The organism is Pseudonocardia halophobica (assembly GCF_027922425.1).
Classification (GTDB): Bacteria; Actinomycetota; Actinomycetes; order Mycobacteriales; family Pseudonocardiaceae; genus Pseudonocardia; species Pseudonocardia halophobica.
Genome location: NZ_BSFQ01000003.1, coordinates 185707 through 209158, shown reverse-complemented (window position 1 = coordinate 209158; position 23452 = coordinate 185707). Strand labels below are relative to the sequence as shown.

The 23452-nt window shown below is 72.9% G+C and carries 25 protein-coding genes; 14 read left to right on the top strand and 11 right to left on the bottom strand.

Features of this window, described 5'->3' with window-relative positions:
• Positions 1-2: 2 nt before the first annotated feature.
• From ptsP to era, 6 genes are all read left to right on the top strand, one after another.
• Positions 3-2675, top strand: a complete 2673-nt coding sequence (ptsP, locus tag PKE99_RS05405) for a phosphoenolpyruvate--protein phosphotransferase (RefSeq protein ID WP_037043512.1) — start codon at positions 3-5, stop codon at positions 2673-2675.
• A gap of 109 nt (positions 2676-2784) precedes the next feature.
• Complete coding sequence (gene ybeY / locus PKE99_RS05400; protein WP_037043515.1) at positions 2785-3342, top strand: rRNA maturation RNase YbeY; 558 nt, start codon at positions 2785-2787, stop codon at positions 3340-3342.
• Between the two features lie 28 nt (positions 3343-3370).
• Positions 3371-4762: a hemolysin family protein gene (locus PKE99_RS05395; protein ID WP_081923974.1), complete on the top strand. Its 1392-nt coding sequence runs from the start codon at positions 3371-3373 to the stop codon at positions 4760-4762.
• On the top strand, positions 4749-5105 hold the full coding sequence (locus PKE99_RS05390; protein WP_037043518.1) for a cytidine deaminase-like protein: 357 nt from the start codon (positions 4749-4751) through the stop codon (positions 5103-5105). The genes PKE99_RS05395 and PKE99_RS05390 overlap by 14 nt, the downstream gene beginning before the upstream one ends.
• Positions 5102-6334 (top strand): L-2-hydroxyglutarate dehydrogenase, encoded by a 1233-nt coding sequence (lhgD, locus tag PKE99_RS05385; protein ID WP_037043521.1) that lies wholly within the window; start codon positions 5102-5104, stop codon positions 6332-6334. The genes PKE99_RS05390 and lhgD overlap by 4 nt, the downstream gene beginning before the upstream one ends.
• Positions 6335-6392: 58 nt before the next feature.
• A complete protein-coding gene (gene era / locus PKE99_RS05380; protein WP_037043523.1) occupies positions 6393-7319 on the top strand; it encodes a GTPase Era in 927 nt (308 codons plus the stop codon).
• Here era and PKE99_RS05375 read toward each other — a convergent pair.
• A complete protein-coding gene (locus PKE99_RS05375) occupies positions 7295-7804 on the bottom strand; it encodes a HugZ family pyridoxamine 5'-phosphate oxidase (RefSeq protein WP_051737140.1) in 510 nt (169 codons plus the stop codon). The genes era and PKE99_RS05375 overlap by 25 nt on opposite strands.
• A 130-nt stretch (positions 7805-7934) precedes the next feature.
• Between PKE99_RS05375 and PKE99_RS05370 the strand changes: the two genes are divergently transcribed.
• Positions 7935-8768, top strand: coding sequence for a class II glutamine amidotransferase (locus tag PKE99_RS05370; protein ID WP_037043525.1), 834 nt, complete (start codon positions 7935-7937; stop codon positions 8766-8768).
• Positions 8769-8783: 15 nt separating this feature from the next.
• Here PKE99_RS05370 and PKE99_RS05365 read toward each other — a convergent pair whose 3' ends face one another.
• Positions 8784-9092, bottom strand: a complete 309-nt coding sequence (locus tag PKE99_RS05365; protein ID WP_037043528.1) for a hypothetical protein — start codon at positions 9090-9092, stop codon at positions 8784-8786.
• Between the two features lie 142 nt (positions 9093-9234).
• Positions 9235-9543: a hypothetical protein gene (locus PKE99_RS05360; protein WP_037043530.1), complete on the bottom strand. Its 309-nt coding sequence runs from the start codon at positions 9541-9543 to the stop codon at positions 9235-9237.
• Positions 9544-9684: 141 nt separating this feature from the next.
• On the opposite strand from PKE99_RS05360, the gene recO reads away from it, so the two are divergent.
• The gene (gene recO, locus PKE99_RS05355) at positions 9685-10476 is read left to right on the top strand and encodes a DNA repair protein RecO (RefSeq protein WP_037043532.1); all 792 of its coding nucleotides are present in this window, start codon (positions 9685-9687) and stop codon (positions 10474-10476) included.
• A gap of 69 nt (positions 10477-10545) precedes the next feature.
• Here the strand turns inward: recO and PKE99_RS05350 are convergent, their stop codons facing one another.
• Positions 10546-12099 (bottom strand): P-loop ATPase, Sll1717 family, encoded by a 1554-nt coding sequence (locus PKE99_RS05350; protein ID WP_063739713.1) that lies wholly within the window; start codon positions 12097-12099, stop codon positions 10546-10548.
• A gap of 173 nt (positions 12100-12272) precedes the next feature.
• Here PKE99_RS05350 and PKE99_RS05345 point away from each other — a divergent pair, with 173 nt between their 5' ends.
• Positions 12273-12899: a trimeric intracellular cation channel family protein gene (locus PKE99_RS05345; RefSeq protein WP_037043534.1), complete on the top strand. Its 627-nt coding sequence runs from the start codon at positions 12273-12275 to the stop codon at positions 12897-12899.
• A 6-nt stretch (positions 12900-12905) separates the two neighbouring features.
• Here the strand turns inward: PKE99_RS05345 and PKE99_RS05340 are convergent, their stop codons facing one another.
• Complete coding sequence (locus PKE99_RS05340; RefSeq protein ID WP_063739714.1) at positions 12906-13799, bottom strand: hypothetical protein; 894 nt, start codon at positions 13797-13799, stop codon at positions 12906-12908.
• Between the two features lie 63 nt (positions 13800-13862).
• Between PKE99_RS05340 and PKE99_RS05335 the strand changes: the two genes are divergently transcribed.
• Together PKE99_RS05335 and PKE99_RS05330 are read left to right on the top strand one after the other, a co-directional pair.
• A complete protein-coding gene (locus PKE99_RS05335; protein ID WP_051737201.1) occupies positions 13863-14654 on the top strand; it encodes an isoprenyl transferase in 792 nt (263 codons plus the stop codon).
• On the top strand, positions 14651-15046 hold the full coding sequence (locus tag PKE99_RS05330) for a hypothetical protein (protein WP_037043539.1): 396 nt from the start codon (positions 14651-14653) through the stop codon (positions 15044-15046). The genes PKE99_RS05335 and PKE99_RS05330 overlap by 4 nt, the downstream gene beginning before the upstream one ends.
• Positions 15047-15095: 49 nt before the next feature.
• Here the strand turns inward: PKE99_RS05330 and PKE99_RS05325 are convergent, their stop codons facing one another.
• The gene (locus PKE99_RS05325; protein ID WP_037043541.1) at positions 15096-15713 is read right to left on the bottom strand and encodes a hypothetical protein; all 618 of its coding nucleotides are present in this window, start codon (positions 15711-15713) and stop codon (positions 15096-15098) included.
• Between the two features lie 194 nt (positions 15714-15907).
• On the opposite strand from PKE99_RS05325, the gene PKE99_RS05320 reads away from it, so the two are divergent.
• Positions 15908-16681: an SDR family NAD(P)-dependent oxidoreductase gene (locus PKE99_RS05320; protein ID WP_037043543.1), complete on the top strand. Its 774-nt coding sequence runs from the start codon at positions 15908-15910 to the stop codon at positions 16679-16681.
• Between the two features lie 60 nt (positions 16682-16741).
• Here PKE99_RS05320 and PKE99_RS05315 read toward each other — a convergent pair whose 3' ends face one another.
• Both PKE99_RS05315 and PKE99_RS05310 read right to left on the bottom strand, forming a co-directional pair.
• Entirely contained in the window at positions 16742-17143 is a 402-nt protein-coding gene (locus PKE99_RS05315) for a Fur family transcriptional regulator (RefSeq protein WP_037043545.1), read from the bottom strand.
• On the bottom strand, positions 17140-17487 hold the full coding sequence (locus tag PKE99_RS05310; RefSeq protein ID WP_037043958.1) for an ArsR/SmtB family transcription factor: 348 nt from the start codon (positions 17485-17487) through the stop codon (positions 17140-17142). The genes PKE99_RS05315 and PKE99_RS05310 overlap by 4 nt, the downstream gene beginning before the upstream one ends.
• A gap of 121 nt (positions 17488-17608) precedes the next feature.
• Here PKE99_RS05310 and PKE99_RS05305 point away from each other — a divergent pair, with 121 nt between their 5' ends.
• Both PKE99_RS05305 and PKE99_RS05300 read left to right on the top strand, forming a co-directional pair.
• The gene (locus PKE99_RS05305) at positions 17609-17935 is read left to right on the top strand and encodes an antibiotic biosynthesis monooxygenase (protein ID WP_037043546.1); all 327 of its coding nucleotides are present in this window, start codon (positions 17609-17611) and stop codon (positions 17933-17935) included.
• A gap of 87 nt (positions 17936-18022) precedes the next feature.
• Positions 18023-19420, top strand: a complete 1398-nt coding sequence (locus tag PKE99_RS05300; protein ID WP_037043547.1) for a glycine--tRNA ligase — start codon at positions 18023-18025, stop codon at positions 19418-19420.
• A 202-nt stretch (positions 19421-19622) separates the two neighbouring features.
• Here PKE99_RS05300 and PKE99_RS05295 read toward each other — a convergent pair whose 3' ends face one another.
• The 3 genes from PKE99_RS05295 to PKE99_RS05285 all read right to left on the bottom strand — a co-directional run bounded on the left by PKE99_RS05295 (position 19623) and on the right by PKE99_RS05285 (position 23287).
• A complete protein-coding gene (locus tag PKE99_RS05295) occupies positions 19623-20489 on the bottom strand; it encodes a type IV toxin-antitoxin system AbiEi family antitoxin domain-containing protein (protein ID WP_037043556.1) in 867 nt (288 codons plus the stop codon).
• A 459-nt stretch (positions 20490-20948) separates the two neighbouring features.
• On the bottom strand, positions 20949-21935 hold the full coding sequence (locus PKE99_RS05290; protein WP_037043558.1) for a CNNM domain-containing protein: 987 nt from the start codon (positions 21933-21935) through the stop codon (positions 20949-20951).
• Positions 21932-23287 carry a hemolysin family protein gene (locus PKE99_RS05285; RefSeq protein ID WP_037043560.1) on the bottom strand — a complete coding sequence of 452 codons (1356 nt, stop codon included), beginning with the start codon at positions 23285-23287 and terminating at the stop codon, positions 21932-21934. Before PKE99_RS05285 ends, PKE99_RS05290 begins: the two co-directional genes overlap by 4 nt.
• Positions 23288-23452 lie beyond the last annotated feature (165 nt).

The following is a 23452-nucleotide window of genomic DNA, read 5'->3' as shown; positions in this document are numbered from 1 at the left end:
GCGTGACCGAGGCGGCGGTCGGCCTGGTCGCCGTGTCGCACAGCCGTGCCCTCGGCGAGGCGGCCGTGGCGCTGGCCCGCGAGATGCTGCACGGGCCGGCGGGGGAGGCGGTCCGGATCGAGGTGGCGGCCGGGCTCGACGCCACCACCTTCGGCACGGACGCGACCGCGGTCGCCGAGGCGATCACCGCGGCCGACACGGGCGCCGGGGTCGTGGTGCTGATGGACCTCGGCAGCGCGGTGCTGTCCGCGGAGCTGGCGCTGGAGCTGCTCGACGACCCGTCCGCCAGGGACCAGGTCCTGCTCTGCCCGGCGCCGTTGGTGGAGGGGCTGGTGGCGGCGGCGGTCGCGGCCGCGGGCGGGGCGGACCGGGCCGGTGTCGCGGCGGAGGCGGCATCGGGAGCGGACGCGAAGGCCGCGCAGCTGGGACCGGTCGCACCGGCGCCGGCCGTCGAGCCTGCCGTCGGCGCGGGGGGAGCCGAGGCGATCGGGACGTTCGTGGTGACCCCGCCGCACGGCCTGCACGCCCGCCCCGCGGCCCTGCTGGTCCAGGCCCTGCGCGGGCTGGACGCGCGGGTGGAGCTGCGCGATCCCCGCACCGGCCGTGGCCCGGTCCCCGCCGCGAGCCTCACCGGCGTGGCCTCGCTCGGCGCGGGTGCGGGAGCCGAGATCGAGGTGCGTGCCCGGGGGCCCGAGGCGCGCGAGGCCGTCGATGCCCTCCTCGCCCTCGCCGCCACGGGGTTCGGCGAGGCACCACCGACGGCCGCGCCGACCGCTGCGCCGACTCCATCCACCACGTCGACCGCCGAAGCGGCCGCGGGGCAGGCGCCCAGGGCCGCGGCGTTCGGGCAGGAGACCGGTCCGCTGCCCGCCTCACCCGGCATCGCGATCGGCCCGGCACGCCTGCACCGGGCCGTGGACCTGCGGGTTCCCGACGAGAAGGCGGAGGATCCCACCGTCGAGCGGGAGCGCCTGGACCGCGCCCTGGACGAGGCACGCCGCACGATCACGACCGTCCGCGACGCCACACCCGCGTCGGAGGCCGCGATCTTCGACGCCCACCTGACGATGCTCGACGACCCTGCGCTGGTCGACGCCGCGCGCGACGGGATCGCCGCCGGGTCCGCGGCCCCCGCGGCCTGGGCCGCCAGCGTCGACGCGGCGGAGCGCACCCTCGCCGCACTGCCGGGCGAGTACCTCCGCGCCCGCGCCGCCGACGTCCGCGCCGTCGGCGACGAGGTGCTCCGCGCGCTGTTGACGAGCAGCTCCCGACTCGCGGTGCCGGACGTCCCGACTCGCGGAACGGACGCAACCCCCCTCGAGTCGGGAGATTCCGCACCGCGAGTCGCGAGTTCCGGGGACGAACCGCCGACCCCCTCCCCGGCGCCGACCCCACTGGCACCGTCGGGGGCACCGACCGACCAGATCCACGAAGACCCACCCACGGCTCCCGCGGTCCTCGTCGCCGCCGACCTCACCCCGGCCGAGGTCGCGGTGCTCGACCCGGAGGCGGTGGTCGGGGTGGTCCTGGCCGGCGGCAGCGCCACCGGGCACGCCGCGATCCTGCTGCGCGCCCGCGGCATCCCGGCCGTCATGGGCGCCGGACCCGCCGTCCTGGACCTGGACCCCGGCACCCCGGTCGCGCTCGACGGCACGGCCGGCAGGCTCGTCGTCGACCCGTCCGCCGAGGTCAGGGCCGTGTTCGGCGCCCGGCTCGCCCAACGCGCCGAGCAGGAGGCGGCGGCCCGGGCCCGGGCGGACGAGCCCGCCCGCACCCGGGACGGCACCGACGTCCTGGTCGGCGTGAACGTCGGCGCCGAAGCCGCGAGCGCCGCCGGCACCGGCGCCGACCTCGCGGGCCTGGTCCGGACCGAGTTCCTCTTCCTCGACCGGGCCGCACCGCCGGACGTCGACGAGCAGGAGGCGGCCTACCGGGCCGTCGCCGAGGCGCTGGGCGGGCGCCGGATCGTCCTGCGCACCCTCGACGTCGGCGGCGACAAGCCCCTGCCCTACGTCCCGATGCCCGCCGAGGGCAACCCGTTCCTCGGGGTCCGCGGGCTGCGGCTGGCCCTGCGCCGCCCGGACCTGCTCGCCGAGCAGCTGCGCGCGATCGTGCGCACCGCCCACGCGACGCCGGTGAGCGTGATGTTCCCCATGGTCACCGTCCCCGCCGAGCTGCACGCCGCGCGCGCCGCCCTCGACGAGGCGGTCGCCGCCGAGGGCCGCGGCCGGCCGCCGGGCCTCGAGGTCGGGATCATGGTGGAGGTCCCGGCCGTCGCGCTGACCGCGGCCGCGTTCGCCCCGGCGGTCGACTTCCTCAGCATCGGCACCAACGACCTCACCCAGTACACGCTCGCCGCCGAGCGGGGCTCGGCCGAGGTCGCGGCCCTCGCGGACCCGCTCTCGCCGGCGGTCCTGCGGCTGGTCGACGCCACCTGCCGGGGTGCGGGCACCGCGATGGTCGCGGTCTGCGGGGAGCTGGCCGCCGACCCGGTCGCCGCCCCGCTGCTCGTCGGGCTCGGGGTCCGGGAGCTCTCGGTCGCGCCGCCCGCGGTCGCGCTCGTCAAGCAGGCCGTCCGGGAGGCCGACGCCGGGGAGGCGGCCGCGCTCGCCGCCCGGGCCCTCGACGCGCCGGACCCCGCCGCCGTCCGCGCCCTGCTCACGGCCGCCGACTGACCGCCTCCTCCCACCACGGCCGACCGAACGGCCCCGACCGGGGTGCGACTACCCTCGTCACCGGTCCCGTCCGCCGAGTTCGCCCGAGAAGGTTGGTCCGAGAACTGCCGTGAGCATCGAGGTCGTCAACGAGTCCGGCGTCGCCGTCGACGAGTCGCTCATCGTGTCCGTCGCCCGGTACGCGCTCGACGCCATGCGGGTCAGCCCGGCCGTCGAGCTGGCGATCACCGCGGTCACCCTCGACACCATGTCCGAGCTGCACGAACGGTGGATGGACGAGCCCGGCCCCACGGACGTCATGTCCTTCCCGATGGACGAGCTGGTCGACGACACCCGCCGCCCCGACGCCCCCGAGATCGGCCCGGCGCTGCTCGGCGACATCGTGCTCTGCCCGGCGTTCGCCAAGGACCAGGCGGTCAAGGCAGGCCACGCGCTGTCCGACGAGCTGCACCTGCTGACCGTGCACGGCGTGCTGCACCTCCTCGGCTACGACCACGCCGAGCCGGACGAGGAGCGCGAGATGTTCGCGCTGCAGAACAAGCTGCTCCACGACTGGCGCACCCGGCGGGCGCAGGTCGCGGCCCGCGAGGCCCAGCGGCGCAGCGACTCGCGCGTGCTGGGCACCGTCGGGCTCGACGACCCGGCCGGCCCCGCCGAACCGCGCTGACCGCCCGGACACCGACCGCAGGAGACCGATGAACGCCGCTGGCCTGCTCGCCGTCGCGATCGTCCTGATCCCCTTCGCCGGGCTGTGCGCGGCGGCCGACGCCGCGCTCACCTCGATCTCCCGGGCGCGCGTCACGGACCTGGTGCGGGCGAACCGGCCCGGGTCGCGCGCGTTGTCGAAGGTCGTCGACGACCGCGCCCGGTACGTCAACCTGCTGATCCTGCTGCGGCTGATGGGCGAGACCGTCGCGACGGTGCTCCTCACGGTCGCGCTCGCGAGCTGGTTCGACCCGGCCTGGCTCGGCGTCCTGCTCGCCGCGGTGATCATGGTCGTGGTCAGCTACGTCCTGATCGGGGTCGGCCCGCGCACGCTCGGCCGCCAGCACCCGTACGCGCTGGGGCTGGCCGTCGCGGCGCCCGTGCGGATCATCGCGACCCTGCTCAGCCCCCTGACCAAGCTGCTGATCCTGGTCGGCAACGCGATCACCCCGGGCCGCGGCTTCCGCGAGGGCCCGTTCTCCTCCGAGGTCGAGCTGCGCGAGCTGGTGGACATGGCCAGCACCAGCGGCGTGGTCGAGGAGGGCGAGCGGAAGATGATCCACTCGGTGTTCGAGCTGGGTGACACGATCGTCCGGGACGTCATGCAGCCCCGGCCCGACGTCGTGTGGGCCGAGCAGGACACCCCGGTGCAGAAGGTGGTCCGGCTGGCGCTGAAGAGCGGCTACTCCCGGGTCCCGGTGCTCGGCGAGGGCATCGACGACGTCATCGGCGTCGCGTACCTGAAGGACCTGGTCGGCGCGGGCTGGGACCGGCCCGACGCCCGGCTGGTCGAGGTCGTGCGGCCGCCGGTGTTCGTGCCCGACTCCAAGCGGATCGACGAGCTGCTCAAGGACATGCAGCGCACCCGCAACCACATGGCGATCGTGGTCGACGAGTACGGCGGCACCGCCGGCGTCGTCACGATCGAGGACATCCTCGAGGAGATCGTCGGCGACATCTCCGACGAGTACGACACCGACGAGGTGCCCGAGGTCCAGCGGCTCGACGGCGGCACCCTCCGGCTGGCCGCCCGGCTGCCCGTCGAGGACCTCAGCGAGCTGTTCGCCGGCGAGTTCAGCGGCACCGAGCGCGAGGAGCTGCTGCGCGAGGCCCTGGCGCAGGCGGACGTCGACACCGTGGGCGGGCTGCTCGCGCAACGGCTCGGCAAGGTGCCGCTGCCCGGCGCCGAGGCCGAGGTCGAGGGCCTGCTGCACCTGCGCGGCGAGGGCGGCAAGGACGCCCGCGGCCGCATCCGCATCACGTCGGTGCTGGTCACGCCGCTGGCCGTGCCCGAACTCGTCGGCGCCGCCGAAGCCGGCGACCAGAAGGAGGACGCCGCCGAGCAGGCCGACGTCCGGGAGGAGACCGATGTCCGGCAGTAACCCGCCCGAGCTCGACGCCGAGGACGCCAAGATCGTCACGCTGGCGCGGTCCTCGCGCGCCCGCACCGGCGCCGCCGAGGGGGCCGCGGTCCGCGACACGGACGGCCGCACCTACGCCGCCGCTTCCGTCGCGCTGCCGTCCCTGCGGCTCACGGCCCTGCAGGCGGCCGTGGCCGCCGCCGTGTCGAGCGGTGCGCCGGGGCTGGAGGCCGCGGCCGTCGTCACCGAGAGCGGCGAGGCGGACGAGGCCTCGGTCGCCGCGGTGCGCGACCTGACCGCGGCCGCGCCGGTGATCGTGGCCGACGCGTCCGGCGCCGTCGTGAGCGTGCTGACGCCCGCATGAGCACCCCCCGGTACGACCTGGTCGTCGTCGGCGGCGGGATCGTCGGCCTGGCCACGGCGCACGCGGCGGTCCGCAGCGGGCTGAGCGTCGCCGTCGTCGAGCGGGAGCCGCGGCTGGCGAACCACCAGACCGGCAACAACTCCAACGTCATCCACTCCGGGCTCTACTACGCCCCGGGCGGGCTGAAGGCCCGGCTCGCGGTGGCCGGGTGCGCCGAGACCGTCGCCTTCTGCCGCGAGCACGACCTGCCGCACCAGGTGTGCGGGAAGCTCGTCGTGGCCACCGAGCCGGAGGAGCTGCCGCGGATGGCGGAGCTGGAGCGGCGCGGGGCGGCCAACGGCGTCGAGACGCAGCGGCTCGACGCGGCGGGCATCCGCGAGCGGGAGCCGCACGTCCGCGGGCTCGAGGCGCTGTGGGTGCCCTCGACCGGCATCTGCGACTACCGGGCGATCGCCGAGAAGCTCGGCGAGCTGGTGGCCAAGGAGGGCGGCGAGATCCACCTCGGCCGCGCGGTCACCGGGATGGTCCGCCGCGAGACGTCCGCCCGGCCCGACGTCGTGGTCCGGACCGAGCAAGGCGACCTGCTGGGGGAGCGGGTCGTGGTCTGCGGCGGGCTGCGCTGCGACGAGCTCGCCCGCGCCGCCGGCGCCGACCCGGGCGTGCGGATCATCCCGTTCCGAGGGGAGTACTCGGGCTTCACCGCCGACGCCGCGGAGCTGGTCAAGGGCCTGATCTACCCGGTGCCGGACCCGGCCTTCCCGTTCCTCGGGGTGCACGCCACCCGCGGGATCGACGGGCACGTCCACGCCGGGCCCAACGCCGTCCTCGCGCTGGCCCGCGAGGGCTACTCGTGGGGCACGGTCAAGCCGAAGGAGCTGCTGGGCTCGCTGGTGTACCCGGGGATGCTGCGGGTCGCGAAGCGGCACTGGCGCTACGGCCTGGGCGAGGTGCACCGGTCGCTGTCCAAGGCGGCGATGGTCACCCAGATCCAGCGGATGCTGCCCGAGGTCGAGGCGCGCCACCTCACGCCCGCGGGCGCGGGGGTGCGGGCCCAGGCCGTGAAGCCCGACGGCACGCTGGTCGACGACTTCCTCTTCGTTGAGCAAGGCACGGGGGCGGGCTCGATCCTGCACGTGCTCAATGCGCCCTCCCCGGCGGCCACCGCCGCCCTGCCCATCGGCCGCGAGATCCTCGAGCGGCTCACCGGCGACAACCCGGGCCCCCTGTGAGTGGCGATGGTCGCTATAGCGACTATTGCCACTCACGGCCCGAGCGAAGCGAGGCATCATGACCGCATTCGGGTCCTGGCCGGAGGACTTCCGGTCCGGCTTCGCCTGCTTCGTGGGCCGGCCCAACGCGGGCAAGTCCACGCTGACGAACGCGCTGATCGGACAGAAGATCGCGATCACGTCGTCGCGCCCGCAGACCACGCGGCACGCGATCCGCGGCATCGTGCACCGGCCCGATGCCCAGCTCGTCGTGGTCGACACCCCCGGCCTGCACAAGCCGCGGACCCTGCTCGGCTCCCGGCTCAACGACGTCGTGCGCGAAACCTGGGCCGAGGTCGACGTCGTCGGGTTCTGCGTGCCGGCGGACCAGCCGGTCGGCCGGGGCGACGAGTTCATCGCCAACGAGCTCAAGTCCGTCGCGGGCCGCACGCCGGTCGTCGGCGTCGTCACGAAGACGGACAAGGCACAGCCCGAGCAGATCGCCGAGCGGCTCACCCAGCTGACCGAGCTGATGGAGTTCGCCGAGGTGGTGCCCTGCTCGGCGAAGAGCGGCTACCAGGTGCAGCTGCTCGCGGACCTGCTGGTCGGGAAGCTGCCGGAGGGCCCGCCGCTGTACCCGGACGGCGAGCTGACGGACGAGCCGGAGGAGACCCTCGTCGCCGAGCTGGTCCGCGAGGCCGCCCTGGAGGGCGTCCGGGACGAGCTGCCGCACTCGATCGCCGTCGTGGTCGAGGAGATGATCGAGCGCGAGGACCGGCCCGCCGACGACCCCATGCTCGACGTGCACGCCACGATCTTCGTGGAGCGGCAGAGCCAGAAGGGCATCGTGATCGGCCGCGGCGGCGAGCGGCTGCGGCACGTCGGCACGGCCGCCCGGAAGCAGATCGAGGCGCTGCTCGGCACCAAGATCTACCTGGACCTGCACGTCACGGTCGCGAAGGACTGGCAGCGCGACCCTCGTCAGCTGCGCAAGCTCGGCTTCTGACCCGGTTCGAGCTCATCCGGTTCCAGCCACGCCATCCGGCCGAACCCGGCCACGTAGCGGATGGTGCGGACCTCGAGCCGGTAGAGCTGGAAGTCGGCGAAGTCGACGTACCCGGCGTCGGGGAAGGCGCGGCGGTAGGCGGCGAGGCCGCGGGTGCGCTCGTCGCCGTGGAGCACCCACACCCGGCCCACGAGGGTGACCCGCGGCGCGGCCAGCGGGTCCGCGTCGGTCGAGACCGGCCCCGCCACCAGCAGCGACGCCCGCGGGTCGGCCGCCAGATTCCGGCTGTGCTCGGCGAGGTCGGACAGGCACAGCAGCGGTGACCCGTCGTGGTCGAGCGCGTAGGCGACCACCGACCCGAACGGGTGGCCCGCGGCCGCAGCGCCGGCCGACGTGCTCGTCGGGCCCGGGGCGGACCCGATCGTCGCCAGCGTCCCCGACCGTTGCCCGGACAGCAGCGCCCGGACCTCCTCCAGCTCGCCCACCCGTCACCTCCGCAGGAACTGAGGTGACCCTTACTTCTGCGCCGGCGACTGTCAAGGTCGTCCCGCCGGGGTGAGGTCCCGGGCGCACCGGGTACGTCAGCCTGACGCGGACGCGACCAGGGAGGCGCCGATGTGCCGGTGGCTGGGCTACTACGGCAACCCCATCGAGCCGAAGGAACTGATCTACGACACCCGGCACTCGCTGATCGAGCAGAGCCGGCGCGCCGCCCCGGACAGCGCCATCGCGAACGGCGACGGCTTCGGGCTCGGCTGGTACGGGAAGGGACGGGACGCCGCGCTGTACCGCAGCGAGTCGCCGGCCTGGGGCGACCGGAACCTGCGCGAGATCGCGGGCGTCGTGCAGTCCGGGCTGTTCCTCGCGCACGTCCGCGCGGCCACCGGCACACCCGTGCAGCAGACCAACTGCCATCCCTTCCGGTACCGCAACTGGATCTTCGTCCACAACGGCTTCGTCGACCGGTGGGCCCAGCTGCGCCGGGACCTGCTCTTCGCCGTCCGGCCCGATCTCTTCGACAACGTCCAGGGCAGCACGGACTCGGAGGTCCTCTTCCACCTCGCGCTCACGTTCGGGCTGGAGGAGGAGCCGCTGCCCGCGCTCGAGCGGATGGCCGGCTACGTCGAGGCCGCGGGCCACGCCGCCGGCTCCGAGCACCCGCTGCAGATGACGGTCGGGGTCGCCGACGGCGAGCGGCTCTACGCCGTCCGGTACGCCAGCGGCCCCGTCGTCAACACCCTGTACGTGAGCAGCGAGGTCGACGCGCTGCGCCGGCTCTACCCCGAGGACGAGCGCTGGCAGCACTTCTCCGAGGACTCCCGGGCGGTCGTCTCCGAGCCGCTGACCGACCTGCCGGGCCTGTGGCACGAGGTGCCGCCGTCGACGGCGCTCGTGCTGCAAAAGGGACCGGACGTCGAGCAGCCCTTCCGGCCGCAACCCCCGTCGTAGGGGTCGGAGCAGGGATCAGAACCGGTCGGAGGTCTCCAGGAGCCGGTAGCTCGTGATCGCCGGCGATCCCGTGGCCCCCGACTCGCGCATGATCTCCGGGATCTCCTGCTGCGCGGCGAAGAACTCGTCGAACGCCTCGCGGGAGCTCCACTCGTCGATCACGACGCACGCGCCGTCCTCCGTGACGGAGAACGCGTGGTGGACCGCCCCCTTCGCCTGCGCGTCCTCGATGATCCGCTTCATCGCGGCCTCGTGGGAGCGGTTCACCTCCAGGAGCCGGTCCTCGCGGACGCCCGGCAACGTGATCATGACGACGACGCTCATGCTGCCCTCCCGATCGGGATCTGTCCGTGTCTCCCGTCGCTCCACCGTCGTGCAGCCGGGGCGGCGGGGCGCACACGGTCCTCGCGGCGGGAGGGGCGGTCCAGGGTCCATCGGCCCCTCGCGGTCGACCCGTCGGGCCGGCTCAGTAGCTGTCGGTGGTCTCGATGATCGTGTAGCTGGCGGCCGTCGGTGTCGCGCTGGCACCGGCGGCGCGCATGACGTCCGGGATCTCCCGTTGCCCGCCGAAGAACGACTCGAAGTCCTCACGGCTGGTCCACTCGTCGAACACCACGACGCTGCCGTCCTCCGCCTCGGCGAACACGTGGTGCCGGCAGCCCTTGGACCTCGCGTCCTCGACGATCCGCTGCATCGTGGCGTCCTGGGTGCGGTTGGCCTCGCGGAGCCCGTCGGCGGTCACGCCGTGCAGGGTGGTGATGACGATGACGGTCATGGGTCCCCCTCGTCCGGCCGCGTCGGGCCGTGCCGCTCGCCCGGACCGCCCACCGGGGACCTCGATGATCCTCGTGCGGCGCAGGGTGGTCAATCGGCCGGTCGCGGCGTGGGTGCGCGGCGGAGGTCGTAGGCTTCCCCGGTGAGCACCCTGTACCGCGACACCGGTGTGGTGCTGCGCGTGCAGAAGCTGGGTGAGGCTGACCGGATCGTCACGCTGCTGACCCGGCGCTACGGCAAGATCCGGGCGGTCGCGAAGGGCGTGCGCCGCACCCGGTCGCGGTGGGGCGCGCGGCTCGAGCCGTTCAACCACGTCGACGTGCAGTGCTACACCGGCCGCAGCCTCGACGTGATCACACAGTGCCAGACGCTCGACGCCTTCGGCACCGGCGTCGTCTCCGACTACTCCCGCTACACCGCGGGCTGCGCGATGCTCGAGACGGCCGACCGGCTCGTGTCCGAGGAGGGCAGTGGGCAGAGTGGCGAGACCCTGCGCGTCTACCTGCTGCTCGTGGGGGCGATCCGGGCGCTCGCAGGGCGCGAACGGGACGCCTCGCTGATCCTCGACGCCTTCCTGCTCCGCGCGATGAGCCACGCCGGCTGGGCGCCGGCGATCACCGAGTGCGCAAAGTGCGCCTCGCCGGGGCCGCACCGGGCGTTCAGCGTCGCGGGCGGCGGCGCGGTGTGCGAGGTGTGCCGCCCGCCCGGCTCGGTCCTCCCCGGCCCGGCCGTGTTCGACCTGCTCGACGCCCTGCTGCACGGCGACTGGGAGGTCACCGACGCCGCCGAGGCCCCTACCCGCCGCGACACCTCCGGCCTGGTCGCCGCGCACCTGCAGTGGCACCTCGAGCGCCAGCTCCGCTCCCTGCCCTTCGTCGAGCGCCGCGGCGACCCCACCGCCGCCGCCGCGCCGGGGGCGACCCCGATCGCCTGAATCCGCCGACCTGACGTCGGGTCGGATCAGGAGTGGTGCTCGGGCCCACGGCGGGATCCGTCGGGTCCGTCACTCCGCGGCTCCGACCGCCTCCGGCTCGACGTCGGTGTCGGTCTGCGGGTCCTGCCCCCGGCTTCGCCCGCGGCCCTCCTTCATGCCGAGGTAGGCGCGGAACATGGGGTGCACCTGGAAACGGCGGACGTTGCGCAGGTCGAGGGCGGGACTCTCGTGAAACGCGACGTAGGAGCTGCCACTACGCCGTCCCGCTCGGATTCCGCCGACCATCTGGGCCTGGAGGAAGCCGACTCTCCACAGGACCTCGATCAGGGAGTTCTCGTCGTAGCCGGAGAGCCATGCTCGTGCGGCCGGTCGTACGGACACCTCGCCAGAGATGATCTCGAGCATGAGCCACTCGAGAGCCTCGCGGTCGAAGCTGGTGGTCCTTCCGCGGAACGCCTCGAACACGCTGAGGATGTCGCGGTACTGGAAGCGCTGTTCGGCGGCGACGTCATGGGTTCTGCCATGGGAGTAGTCCGACTCCGCGGCCGCGATGGTCCTGTAGTTGAGCGGCAGCGCCGCGCTGGTCTCTTCGGCCGTCTGCAACGCCTGGGCGCAGAAGAGGATCATCTCGCGGGGGCGGTGGAGGGTGCGGCTCACCATGTAGCCGAAGGAGTTGCCGCGACGGTAGTGGAGGTTCTCGTCGAACAGTACGTTCCAGCATTCCTGGTCCGAGGCGGTCGCGAGCCTCGGCAGGCTGTGTCTGATCCTCCGGGCGATGAGGCTCTGCAGGCCCTGCTCGTTCCAGGACACCGTCTCGACCAGGTCGCGGTACTTCTGGGCGTCCTCGTACAGGGCCGGCGTGTTCTCGTAGAGTTCCTGGCGCAGCGAGACGTAGGTGCGCAGGTTCGGTGAGAGCTGGTTCAGCGTGATGCAGGCCTGGAACAGGCCGGATATGAACGCCCGCGCATCCTCCGACGCGTCCCAGCCCTTGTCGAGCTCGTCGATGATGACGATCACCCGCTGTTCGGTGAGGGCGTTCCTGAGGTGCGGGAGGAGGGGGCGCAGCTCGTCCACCTTGTACAGCTTCTCGAGCTCCCGCATCTTGATCGAGCCCTCGACGTTGCCGATCTTGATCCCCTCGAGTCGCTTGAGGTAGGAGATCAGGGCCCAGAGCTTCCCCATGCCCGGGTGATGGTGGTTGTCCCGGATGTACTTGCGGATGGCCGCCTCGGACGCGTTCTTCGACCGCACCTGCTTCGTGCAGATCTCCTTCATCACCTGCACGTACAGCATGTACTTCCACGCGGCTGCATATGCTCCGTGCTTGGCCCACGACCCCGCCTTCTCGGAATGCATGGCTTCGCCGAGCATCTCGTACGAATAGTCATCGGGCGACAGTTCGATCACTTTGTGGCCGGCGGCCCTGCTCCGCCGCGCCAGCATCTGGAAGATCGCGCTCTTTCCGGCTCCGCGATTTCCGAGAATGACGGTCGTCTCGCCGGACAGGACCCGTCGGAAGACGCCCGACTCGACGAAGTAGTGCTCGAGTCCTCGGGTGATGTCCCGCTCCGCGGCCGGAGCACCGAGATCGATCTTCTGTGAGTTCGCCAGCCGTGTAGCCATGTGATGACGCTCGGTATCGGGCACTCGGGTGCTACCCGGGGGAGCCCGAAGGGGCGGGAACTACGTACACGCGCCGACGCCGAGCGGTCGCTCCGCGTGCTGACAGAGCTCACGGCTAGGGTGATCCGCCTCAGTCCGTTGCTCTGCTCGTTCGTCGAAGGACGGAGACGATCGTGCGCCGCCTCCGCCCCGCCCACCTGCTCCGCACGGTCGACCTGGCCGGGACCGCGCTGTTCGCGTTGCAGGGCGGGCTCACCGCCGCCGCGGCGGGGCTGGACGTCTTCGGCGTCCTCGTCATCGCCTTCGTGACGGCGGTGGGCGGCGGGATCATCCGTGACCTGCTGCTCGGCGACACCCCGCCGGCGGTGTTCTGCGACCTCGCCTACCCGATCACCGCGTTCGCCGGCGGGGCCGTGGTGGTGCTGCTCTACACCACCGTGCGGGACGTCCCGCGCGACGTCCTCATCCCGCTCGACGCGGCCGCACTCGCGTTGTTCGCGGTGGTCGGGGCGGCGAAGGCGATCGACCACCGGATGTCCCCGCTGCTCGCGGCACTGCTCGGGACGGTGTCCGGGGTCGGCGGCGGCGTGATCCGGGACGTCCTGCTGGGCGGGGTGCCGCTGGTCCTGCGCTCGGACGTCTACGCGGTCGCCGCCCTGGCCGGTGCCGGCGTGACGGCGGTGGGGCTGCGCTACGGGGCACCGCGGGTGCTGGTGCTGGCCCTCGGCGCCGTCGTCACGGTCGTGCTGCGGCTGGTCGCGGTGTGGCAGGGGTGGAACCTGCCCCGCGTGGCCGGCTGACCGGCGTCAGACGGGCTCCGGCTGATCGGCGGTGCGCGGCGCCCCGATCGGGCCCGCGCGCCGGACCGCCTCGGCCGCGTCGAGCGCCGCCCGCTCCGCCTCCCGGTGCGCGGCCTCGGTCACGGCGTGGCGCTGCTCCGGGTCGGCGTCGAAGCGGCCCGCGATCGCCTCCTGGACCGCGATCTTGGCCCGGACGACCGGCACCCGGTACTTCTTCTCGCGGCGCACCGCGCGCTCCATCTTCTTCGGCCGCGACAGGTACCGCCAGCGTGCCCAGGGCGAGCCCGGCCGGGCCAGCCGGACGGCGGTGAAGAGCAGCAGCGGCGTGAGGAACAGGCCGAGCAGACCCGTCCACAGCTTGCCCTTGGCCAGGGTGATCACCACCAGGACCAGCTGCAGCGCGAAGAAGACGAGCGTGAGGACGACCTCGACGGCGTCGGTCGAGGTCACTCCGACGAGGTCGTCGTCGAACCCGAGGGGGTGCAGCCCGCACAGGAACAGCCCGGTGATCGTGACGGCGACGAACACGGCGTCGATCGAGCTGCGGCCCTGGGTGCTCCAGTAGACGTCGGACAGGTGCAGGATCAGCGCGAACTCGTCGAGCACCAGTGCCGAGCCGATCCCGAACAGGCTCGCCAGGACGACGTTCGGGACGGGCGTGCTCACCTCGGCCAGCGCGATCAGGCCGAAGCCCGCGACCAGCATCATGACCATCCCGAACATCACGTGGTGGATGTGCAGCCCACCCGGCGTCACGTTGCCCGGCCACCACGACACCTGGGCACGGATCATCCGCACGCTGAACCGGATGAAGAGGAACGCGACGAGGAACGCGCAGAGGAAGCAGAACAAGGGCAGGCGCCCGGTCGCGACGATCGTGTTCGTGAACCAGGCCCCCATGTGCAGTGCCTACTCCAGACCGGGCCCCGGCGTCCAGGGACGGCGGACGTAGGCTCCGTGGCCGTGCCGACTCCTGGGCCCTTCCAGCCCCCGCCGCCGCACCCGTCGGGAGCCCGGCCGCCGGCGATCCCGCCGGAGCTGGTCCCGAACCACGTCGCCCTGGTCATGGACGGCAACGGCCGCTGGGCCAACGCCCGCGGCCTGCCCCGGATCGAGGGGCACCGCCGCGGCGAGGCCTCGCTCATGGACGTCGCGCGGGGTTGCATCGACATCGGCGTGAAGTGGCTGTCCGCCTACGCCTTCTCCACCGAGAACTGGAAGCGCAGCCCGGACGAGGTGCGGTTCCTCATGGGCTTCAACCGGGACGTCATCCGCCGCCGGGTGGACGAGATGCACGGCATGGGCGTCCGGGTCCGGTGGGCCGGGCGGCGGCCGCGGCTGTGGCGGTCGGTGATCAGGGAGCTCGAGGTCGCCGAGGAGAAGACGAGGCACAACGACGTGCTGACGCTGACCATGTGCGTGAACTACGGGGGGCGGGCGGAGATCGCCGACGCGGTGCAGCAGATCGCGCGGCAGGTCCAGGCCGGGAAGATCAGGCCGGACAAGATCGACGAGCGGACGATCGCGAAGTACCTCGACGAGCCGGACATGCCCGACGTCGACCTGTTCGTGCGGTCGAGCGGCGAGCAGCGGACGTCGAACTTCCTGTTGTGGCAGAGCGCCTACGCCGAGATGGTCTTCCTCGACACGCTCTTCCCCGACTTCGACCGCCGGCACATCTGGGAGGCGATCGAGATCTACGCGAGGCGGGACCGCCGGTTCGGCGGGGCGATCGACAAGGCGGGGTCCTCGTGAGCCTGGAGATCGCCCGCAGGGCACTGGAGCGCTACCACGACGTCGAGGTCGGCGAGGACGGCGCGCTCACCTTCGCCCACGGCGGCGTGCTGTGCGTGGTGCAGGGCACCGAGCTGGAGGAGGGGCTGCCCGTCCTCAACCTGACCTGCGTCGTGGCATGGGACCTGCCGGTGTCCGCGGACCCGGCGACGGACGTCCCCACCCGCGTCGCCCTCGGCGTGGGCGAGGGGCTGTTCGGCACGCCGCGGGTCGTGCGCGGCGAGAACGGCTGGGACGTCACGCTCCGCTACGCCTTTCCCGCGGCCGGCCTGGCGGAGGGTCCGATGGGGACCCTGCTGATGCTGGTGGTGGGCAGCGCCTCGGCCATGCGCGCCGAGCTCGTCGGCTCGTGACCCTCGTGAGTGGCGATAGTCGCCATAGCGACTATCGCCACTCACGGGGTCAGCCCACGGGGGACTCGGACAGGTGCACCAGCGGCAGCTCGGCGAGCTGGGCCGCGCTCATCTGCCGGGCGTTCTCCAGGACGCGCGCCTGCGCCTCCTGCATCCGGCCGTCGACCAGCCCGGACAGGCCGTAGGAGATCCGGCCGAGCAGCCGGACCGTGGTGTCGTCGACCGGGGGCCGCGGCGCGGAGACGACGGCGACGCCGGTCGGGTGCCCGTCGTTGGCCTGCGCGATGCCGATCGTGAAGGCCTCGCGCGGGTTGACGTGCCGCGAGGCGTAGTGGTCCCGCAGGGTCGGGAAGGTCTTGTGGAACTTCACCACCTCGTCGTCGAGCTCGAGGGACTCGACGTCCCCGTCGGTGAGGATCTTGGTGCGGCCCGAGAAGCAGCGCACGTACCCGACGAGCGCGCCGGTCCACAGCGCCTCGACCAGCACGGGGTCGGGCCGGGGCACGGCGAGCGCCGCGACCAGGTGCTCGCAGCAGCGCAGCACGTACTGCAGGTCCTCGAACACCGCGGAGAGCTGGGCCAGCTCGCCGGACTCCGGTGTGTCGAGCCTGCGCACCGTGCTCGGTGCGTCCGGGCCCGATGCCCCTGGGGTCCCGCCGTCGGTCATGGGCACGCCTCCCGCTTCGTCGCGTCGGCGCACGGTATCCCCGTGCCGGCGCCGGGTGGATCTCGATATGAGACGCCGGCCACTCCGCCGGGGCTGCCGATGTGGTCGACAGCACGCTCCCGGCACAGCAGAGTGGGCAGACAATGCACGTGCATCACGGCGGCACCGACGCCGCCGCGGAGAGGAGAGCGTTGATGGACATCACGGGAGCCTCGGCCATCGTCACCGGCGGTGCGTCCGGTCTCGGGGAGGCGACCGCGCGGCTGCTGGCCCAGCGCGGGGCGAAGGTCGTCGTGCTCGACCTGAACGAGGACCGGGGCGAGAAGGTCGCCGCCGAGATCGGGGGCGTGTTCGCCAAGGCCGACGTCGCCGACGAGGCCCAGGTCAAGGCGGCCGTCGAGGCGGCCTCGGAGCTCGGCCCGCTGCGGATCCTGGTCAACAGCGCCGGCCTCGGCCGTGCCGCCCGGATCATCGGCCGCGACCTCGAGCCGGTCCCGCTCGAGACCTTCGAGTTCGTGGTGCGGGTCAACCTGACCGGCACCTACAACTGCGCCCGGCTCGCGGCGTCGGCGATGGCCAAGACCGACCCGCTCGAGGACGGCACCTCGCGCGGCGCGATCCTCAACACGGCCTCCGCGGCCGCGTTCGACGGCCAGATCGGCCAGACCCCGTACTCGGCGTCGAAGGGCGGCGTGGTCGGCCTGACCCTGCCGATGGCCCGCGACCTGGCCCGGCACGGCATCCGCGTCAACACCATCGCCCCCGGCCTGATCGACACCCCGATCTACGGCGAGGGCGAGAAGGCCGAGGCCTTCAAGGCCGCGCTCGGCCAGAGCGTGGTCTACCCGAACCGGCTCGGGAAGGCCGAGGAGTACGCCTCCATGGCGGTCGAGGTGCTCACCAACGACTACATGAACGGCGAGACGATCCGGCTCGACGGCGCGATCCGGATGCCCCCGAAGTCCTGACCCTCGTCGCGCGAACGGCGCTCTCGCTCACCACGAATGAGCGGGAGCGCCGTCGCGCGCTCAGGCGCAGGACCGGCACACCCCGAAGATCTCCACGGTGTGCGAGATCTCGGTGAAGCCGTGCTCCCGCGCGACCCGCTGCGTCCACTCCTCGACGGCGGGGGCGTCGATCTCCTCCGCCGCGCCGCAGCGCCGGCACACCAGGTGGTGGTGGTGCTCGTCGGACGCGCAGCGGCGGTAGACGGCCTCGCCGCCGGCGTTGCGCAGGACGTCGACCTCGCCGCCGTCGGCCATGGTCTGCAGGGTTCGGTAGACGGTCGTCAGGCCGATGCCCTCGCCGGAGCGGCGCAGCTCCTCGTGGATCTCCTGGGCCGAGCGGAAGTCGGGGAGCCGGTCGAGCAGGGCGGAGACGGCGGCGCGCTGCTTCGTCGCGCGCAGCACCCGGGTGCCGCCTGTGGTCATGCGTCCTCCTGAACGTGCGCCACCGCGTCGACGACGATGTGCGCGAGGTGGTCGTCGACCAGTGAGTACAGCACCTCGCGGCCCCTGCGCTCGCCCTCGACCACCCCGGCCGACTTGAGCACGCGCAGGTGCTGGCTGATCAGGGGCTGGGTGACGCCGAGGGTGTCGACCAGGTCGTGCACGCAGCGCGGGGAGTCGAGCAGCTGCAGCACGATCGCGATCCGGACCGGCGCGGCGAGGGCGCGGAGCAGGTCGCCCGCGGCGGCGAGGGTGCGCGGCGGGTGGACGGGGGCGGGCTCGGCGGCCGGGCAGAGTGTGCCCTCGTGCTCGTGCGTGATCGACATGACCGTCCAGTCCCCGGGGGCGGCGGCCGCACCCTCGGTCGCGTCGTGAGCCTCGCCGGGCCGCATCGGCCATGATAGGCGTTTTCAACAAGGCGGGAAGGCGGCCGGTAGGGTCCGCCGCGTGCTGCTCGTGTGCCGCTTCACACCTGCCGATCCGGCCGCCTTCGCCGACCGGCTCGTGCACGCCCTGGAGCTGCTCACCGCGCAGCCCGGCTGCCTGGGTGGGGAGGCTGGCCGGGCCGTCGACGACCCGGCGCACTGGGTGCTCACCGTGCGCTTCACGGGGGTCGACGCCTACCGCCGGGCCCTGTCGCCCTTCCCGGTCCGCGAACACGTCGTCCCGCTGCTGTCCGAAGCGCTGGCCGACTCGCCCGCCACGTACGAGACGCTGCTCGGGGCCGCCGGCGGCGCCGTCGAGCGGCGGGCCTCGTTGCGGGCGGGGGACTAGGGGAACCCGTTCGTGCCGGTCGATACCCTGGAGACTCCGCCCCCGCATCCGGCGGGGTCGCCCCACACCGTTCCCGGGAGATCCTCCGTGGCCAGCAAGCCCAGTTCCGCCAAGATCGAGACCATCGTCGCGCTCGCCAAGCGCCGCGGATTCGTCTTCGCGTCGGGTGAGATCTACGGCGGTACCCGGTCGGCGTGGGACTACGGGCCCCTCGGCGTGGAGCTCAAGGAGAACATCAAGCGGCAGTGGTGGAAGTCGATGGTCACCGGCCGCGAGGACGTCGTGGGCCTCGACTCGTCGGTGATCCTGCCGCGCCAGGTGTGGGTCGCCTCCGGGCACGTCGGCGTGTTCACCGACCCGCTCGTCGAGTGCCAGCACTGCCACAAGCGCTTCCGCGCCGACCAGCTGGCCGAGGAGTACACCGAGCGCACCGGCAAGGAGGCGTCGGAGGAGGACCTGTCCGACGTCCCGTGCCCCAACTGCGGCACCCGCGGCCAGTACACCGAGCCGCGCGACTTCAACATGATGCTCAAGACCTACCTCGGCCCGGTGGAGTCCGAGGAGGGCCTGCACTACCTGCGCCCGGAGACCGCCCAGGGCATCTTCGTGAACTTCCTCAACGTGCAGACCACCTCGCGCAAGAAGCCGCCGTTCGGCATCGGCCAGGTCGGCAAGAGCTTCCGCAACGAGATCACGCCGGGCAACTTCATCTTCCGCACGCGCGAGTTCGAGCAGATGGAGATGGAGTACTTCGTCGAGCCGGGCACGGACGAGGAGCTCCACCAGTACTGGATCGACGAGCGCACGAACTGGTACGTCGACCTCGGCATCGCGCGGGAGAACCTGCGGCACTACGAGCACCCCAAGGAGAAGCTCTCCCACTACTCGAAGCGCACCGTCGACATCGAGTACCGCTTCGAGTTCGTCGGGCAGGAGTGGGGCGAGCTCGAGGGCGTCGCGAACCGCACGGACTTCGACCTCACCACGCACTCGAACCATTCGGGGGTCGACCTCTCCTTCTACGACCAGAACACGAAGGAGCGGTACCGGCCGTACGTCATCGAGCCGGCCGCCGGCGTGGGGCGCTCGATGATGGCCTTCCTCATCGACGCGTACCACGAGGAGGAGGCGCCCAACGCCAAGGGCGGTACCGACAAGCGCGTCGTGCTGCGCCTCGACCGTCGGCTCGCCCCGGTCAAGGCCGCCGTGCTGCCGTTGTCCCGCAACGCCGACCTCTCGCCCAAGGCACGTGACCTGGCCGCGCGGCTGCGGAAGAACTGGAACGTCGAGTTCGACGACGCCGGCGCCATCGGCCGCCGCTACCGCCGCCAGGACGAGATCGGCACCCCGTTCTGCATCACGGTCGACTTCGACACCCTCCAGGACGAGGCCGTCACCATCCGGGAGCGGGACACCATGGCGCAGGAGCGCATCCCGCTCGACCAGGTCGAGGGCTACCTGGCCCAGTGCCTGGTGGGCTGCTGACCTGAGGTCTTCCGGTTCGGCTCCGTGTCGGGGCCTCCGGCGTGATCGTCGGACGAGACCGTTCCCGGCCGCATGTGGCCGCGTCCGGTCCCGTCCGACGATCACGGTGTGCGGGCGTCGCGGCTCCGGTGCACTGATCGTCGTTCGGGACCGTCGACGGCCGGATGCGGCGCGGAGCAGTCCGCATCGGTGATCTTCGCTGTCATGCCGCCGTCGACACGGCCCTTCTGATCTGGCCGACGACGAGTGTGGGTGTCCTGGTGAGGTCGTGCCACGTGAAGCGCAGCAGGGTCCAGCCGGCGCCGACCAGCGCGTTGCCCTTGCGGCGGTCGTTGGCGAACCGCACCTGGTCGACGTGCCAGGCCCACCCGTCGAACTCGACGGCGACCCGGGCATCGACGAACGCGAGATCGATCGTCCATGGTCCGAAGGGGTGGCCGAGCACCCAGCCCCCGATCCCGGCCTCGCGGAGCAGCGCGACCAGCAGACGTTCCGCGTCCGATCCCGCTGTGTCCGCGGCGGCGGCCAACAGTCGGCCGGCGCGCCGGGAGCCGCGGCTGCCGAGCATGCACGAGTAGGCACGGTGCACCTCGGCGAAGCGGACGTGCCGTTGCAGGGCGCGGTCGAGGAACGCGGAACCGGCGTCGAGCGCGACCGCGGTCTCGAGGACCGTGAGCGGCGGCGCGGTGATGCCGACGCCACGGATCCGGGTGCGGTCCGCGGCGTCGAGTGTGCGCCGTCGGATGCTGACGCCGGGCCGGGGTCCGCGATGCTCGGTGCGCGGCACCGTGACCTGGATGATCGGCGGTGCAGCACCGAGCATGCCGTGCCAGTACGCCGCCGCCGGGCCTGAGACGAGCGCGTCGTCACCCAGCCAGAGCCAGGCCGCCCGGATGCGTGCCTCGTCGCCGTAGCGGTGGCTCGCCGCGCGGTACACCCGGGGAAGGACGCGCACCCACTGTCCCTCGGCGACCCGGCGCGACACGGTCCGCGGCGGTACCCCGCAGGCCACCGCCTGGGCGTGGGACAGCACTCCGGCCTGGTTGCGCAGCAGGGAGTCGAGATCCATCGCTCGACGATGCCGCGCGACGGGGCGTCGGCAGGCCGGATCGGAGCAGGTGTTTGCAGGTGTGCACGGTCCCGCGGCCGGCGCTCGGCTTCGCGTGATCACCGGATGGGATCGCTGCAGGCCGTATGCGGCAGCGAGCGGTCCCAACCGACGATCACGGCCGAGGTGGAGCCGCGGGCCGGGGGTGATGAGTGAACCGGACCATTCACGGCCGCTGATGGCCGGAAGCAGTCGTCGGGGGCGATCACGGCGGAGCCTTCTGAGCCTGCGAGCGTGATCGCCGAGCCGGACCGTTCACAGCCATATGTGGCCGTGTTAGGGCCAGGCCGGCGATCACGGTCGAGGGGAGCCGTGCCTCGGGGCGTGATCACCGAACCGGACCGATGACGGCCACCTGCGGCCGACAACGGTCCCAGCCGGCGATCACGGCCCGAGACGGCCCGAGCGCCGGCGCAAGCGTCAGGCGGGGAGGAGGCGGTCGACGACGTCCTGCATGGTGACGATGCCGAGGAGCGTCCCGTTCTCCGTGACCAGCGCCAGCTGCCCCCGCTTCTCCCGCATGGTCGACAGCGCCTGGTGGACCGGGGTGTCGGCGGGGAAGGTGAGGATGTCGCGCACGAGGTCGCGTGCCCGCACCGTCTCCGGCCTGCCCAGGGTGTCCCGGACGTGCACGAAGCCGGTCACGCGGTCGCCGTCCCGGACCACGAGCCGCAGGTGCCCGCTGTCCCGGGAGACCTCGCGGATGCGGGCCACGGTGTCGTCGCAGGTCACACCCGCGGGGTCGGGGTGGACCAGCGAGCGCACCGGCGCCCGGTCCAGCTCGAGGGTGGTGACGAGCTGGTCGCGGCGCTCCTCGTCGAGCGCGCCGGCCCGGGCGGAGTGGTCGACGAGCTGGCGGAGGTCGTCGGCGTTCCGGCCGGAGGCCATCTCGTCGACGGGTTCGACGCCGACCCGGTGCAGGCACCAGTTCGCCATCCCGTTGAGCGCCACCAGCAGCGGCCGGGTGACGACCATGAACGCCCGCATCGGCAGCGCGAGCAGCGTGGCCGAGCGCTCCGGGTGCGAGATCGCCCAGGACTTCGGCGCCATCTCGCCGACGACGAGGTGCACGAAGGTCACCACGACCAGCGACAGCACGAACGACACGATCCCCGCGGCGCCCGCGGGCAGCCCCCACCCGACGAACACGGGCTCGAGCGCGTGGTCGACCGCCGGTTTGGCGACCGCACCGAGGCCCAACGTGCAGAGGGTGATGCCGAGCTGGGAGCCCGCGAGGAGCAGTGAGATGTCGCGCGCGCTGCGGAGCGCGGCGCGGGCCGACGCGCTGTGTCCCGCCTGCTCCTCCAGCCGGTACCGCCGAGCCGCGACCAGCGCGAACTCGACGGCCACGAAGAAGGCCGACAGGGCCACCAGCGCGATCGACACGACGATCGACACGGCGCTCATCGCTCCACCTCCACCGGAGCGGTCTCCACGACCCGCACCCGGACCTGCTCGGGCACCCGGCGGGCGACCTCGCGGACCTCGATCCGCAGGTCCCGCTCGGGCTCGTCGGAGTCCGCACCGCGCGACAGCCGCACGCTGACGACGTCGCCGGGCTCGGGCAGCCGCTGCAGCTCGGCGATCACCAGGCCGCCGACGGTCTGGTAGTCGCCCTCGGGCAGGTCGGCGTCGATCAGCCGGCCGACCTCGTCGACGTGCATGGTGCCGGGGACGACCCAGCCGTCGGGCGCGCCGACCGGGCGGTCGGCGAGCGCGGGGTCGTGCTCGTCCGTGATCTCGCCGACGAGCTCCTCGGCGATGTCCTCCAGCGTGATCACGCCGGCCAGGCCGCCGTACTCGTCGACGACGGAGGCGAACTCGTCGCCCGCCTCGCGCAGCGCGGCGACGACCGCGGGCAGCGGCAGGGACGCCGGGACCACGACGGCCGGGCGCATGACCTCCGCGACCCGCAGGGCCGAGGTGTCGCGCCCCTCGAGGGCGAGCAGGTCCCGCAGGCAGACGACGCCGACGACCTCCTCGCCGGTCTCGTCGAGCACCGGGTAGCGGGAGTGCCCCGCCGCCATGGCCTCGGCGAGCTCGGGCACCAGCAGGTCGGCCTGCACCGACGTGACGCGCGGCCGCGGGATCATCGCCGCCCGCGCGGGCCGGTCGGTGAAGTCGAGGACGCGGTCGAGCATCGTCGACAGGTCGGGGCGCAGGTCGCCGCTGTCGCGGGACTCGTCGATGATCGCCTCGAGGTCCCGCGGCGTGGCCGCGTGCTCGACGTCGTGCACCGGCTCGATGCGCAACGCCTTGAGCAGCAGGTTCGAGGCGGCGTCGAACACCCGCACGATCCAGCCGAACGCGGCCAGGTACATCGTGGTGGGCAGCGCCAGCCGGCGGGCGACGGGCTCGGGCCGGGCGATCGCGAGGTTCTTCGGGAACAGCTCGCCGAAGACCATCTGCACGACGGTCGAGAGCAGCAGGGCGACGACCGTGCCGAGCGCGACGGCCCAGCCTGCGCCGCCGAGCAGTTCGCCGATGCCCTCGCCGATCAGCGGCTCGGCGACGTAACCGACCAGCAGGCCGGTGACGGTGATGCCCAGCTGCGCGCCGGAGAGCATGAAGGAGGTGCGCCGGGTGACCGTGAGGGCGCGCTCGGCGCCCGCTGCGTCGGGCCCGCCCTCGGCCGCGCGGGCCTTGAGCCGCGACCGGTCGACGGCCATGTACGCGAACTCCTGGGCGACGAAGAAGCCGGTCAGGGCGGTGATGCCCACGACGACCAGCACGCCGAGGAGGATGCCGAGGATCGTCATGCGATCGCTCCGGCGGGGGAGGGGAACGTCCGTCCGTGGGGGACGGTGCCGGTACTGCAGGAGGGGTCCATGGCTCCGTGACGAGTCGGTAGGAGGTAAGTCCGTTTCCCGGACAACGGCGATGATCCCGTGCCGGTTCCCGGAGCGCAGCCCCGCACCCCCGAT

Coding starts and splice junctions, on each gene's coding strand:
- PKE99_RS05395 (WP_081923974.1), top strand. CDS start 3,371: ATGAACGCCGCTGGCCTGCTCGCCGTCGCGATCGTCCTGATCCCCTTC.
- PKE99_RS05350 (WP_063739713.1), bottom strand. CDS start 12,099: ATGGCTACACGGCTGGCGAACTCACAGAAGATCGATCTCGGTGCTCCG.
- PKE99_RS05320 (WP_037043543.1), top strand. CDS start 15,908: ATGGACATCACGGGAGCCTCGGCCATCGTCACCGGCGGTGCGTCCGGT.
- PKE99_RS05390 (WP_037043518.1), top strand. CDS start 4,749: ATGTCCGGCAGTAACCCGCCCGAGCTCGACGCCGAGGACGCCAAGATC.
- PKE99_RS05295 (WP_037043556.1), bottom strand. CDS start 20,489: ATGGATCTCGACTCCCTGCTGCGCAACCAGGCCGGAGTGCTGTCCCAC.
- lhgD (WP_037043521.1), top strand. CDS start 5,102: ATGAGCACCCCCCGGTACGACCTGGTCGTCGTCGGCGGCGGGATCGTC.
- PKE99_RS05340 (WP_063739714.1), bottom strand. CDS start 13,799: ATGGGGGCCTGGTTCACGAACACGATCGTCGCGACCGGGCGCCTGCCC.
- PKE99_RS05310 (WP_037043958.1), bottom strand. CDS start 17,487: ATGTCGATCACGCACGAGCACGAGGGCACACTCTGCCCGGCCGCCGAG.
- PKE99_RS05325 (WP_037043541.1), bottom strand. CDS start 15,713: ATGACCGACGGCGGGACCCCAGGGGCATCGGGCCCGGACGCACCGAGC.
- PKE99_RS05290 (WP_037043558.1), bottom strand. CDS start 21,935: ATGAGCGCCGTGTCGATCGTCGTGTCGATCGCGCTGGTGGCCCTGTCG.
- PKE99_RS05365 (WP_037043528.1), bottom strand. CDS start 9,092: ATGAGCGTCGTCGTCATGATCACGTTGCCGGGCGTCCGCGAGGACCGG.
- PKE99_RS05360 (WP_037043530.1), bottom strand. CDS start 9,543: ATGACCGTCATCGTCATCACCACCCTGCACGGCGTGACCGCCGACGGG.
- PKE99_RS05285 (WP_037043560.1), bottom strand. CDS start 23,287: ATGACGATCCTCGGCATCCTCCTCGGCGTGCTGGTCGTCGTGGGCATC.
- PKE99_RS05315 (WP_037043545.1), bottom strand. CDS start 17,143: ATGACCACAGGCGGCACCCGGGTGCTGCGCGCGACGAAGCAGCGCGCC.
- era (WP_037043523.1), top strand. CDS start 6,393: ATGACCGCATTCGGGTCCTGGCCGGAGGACTTCCGGTCCGGCTTCGCC.
- PKE99_RS05370 (WP_037043525.1), top strand. CDS start 7,935: ATGTGCCGGTGGCTGGGCTACTACGGCAACCCCATCGAGCCGAAGGAA.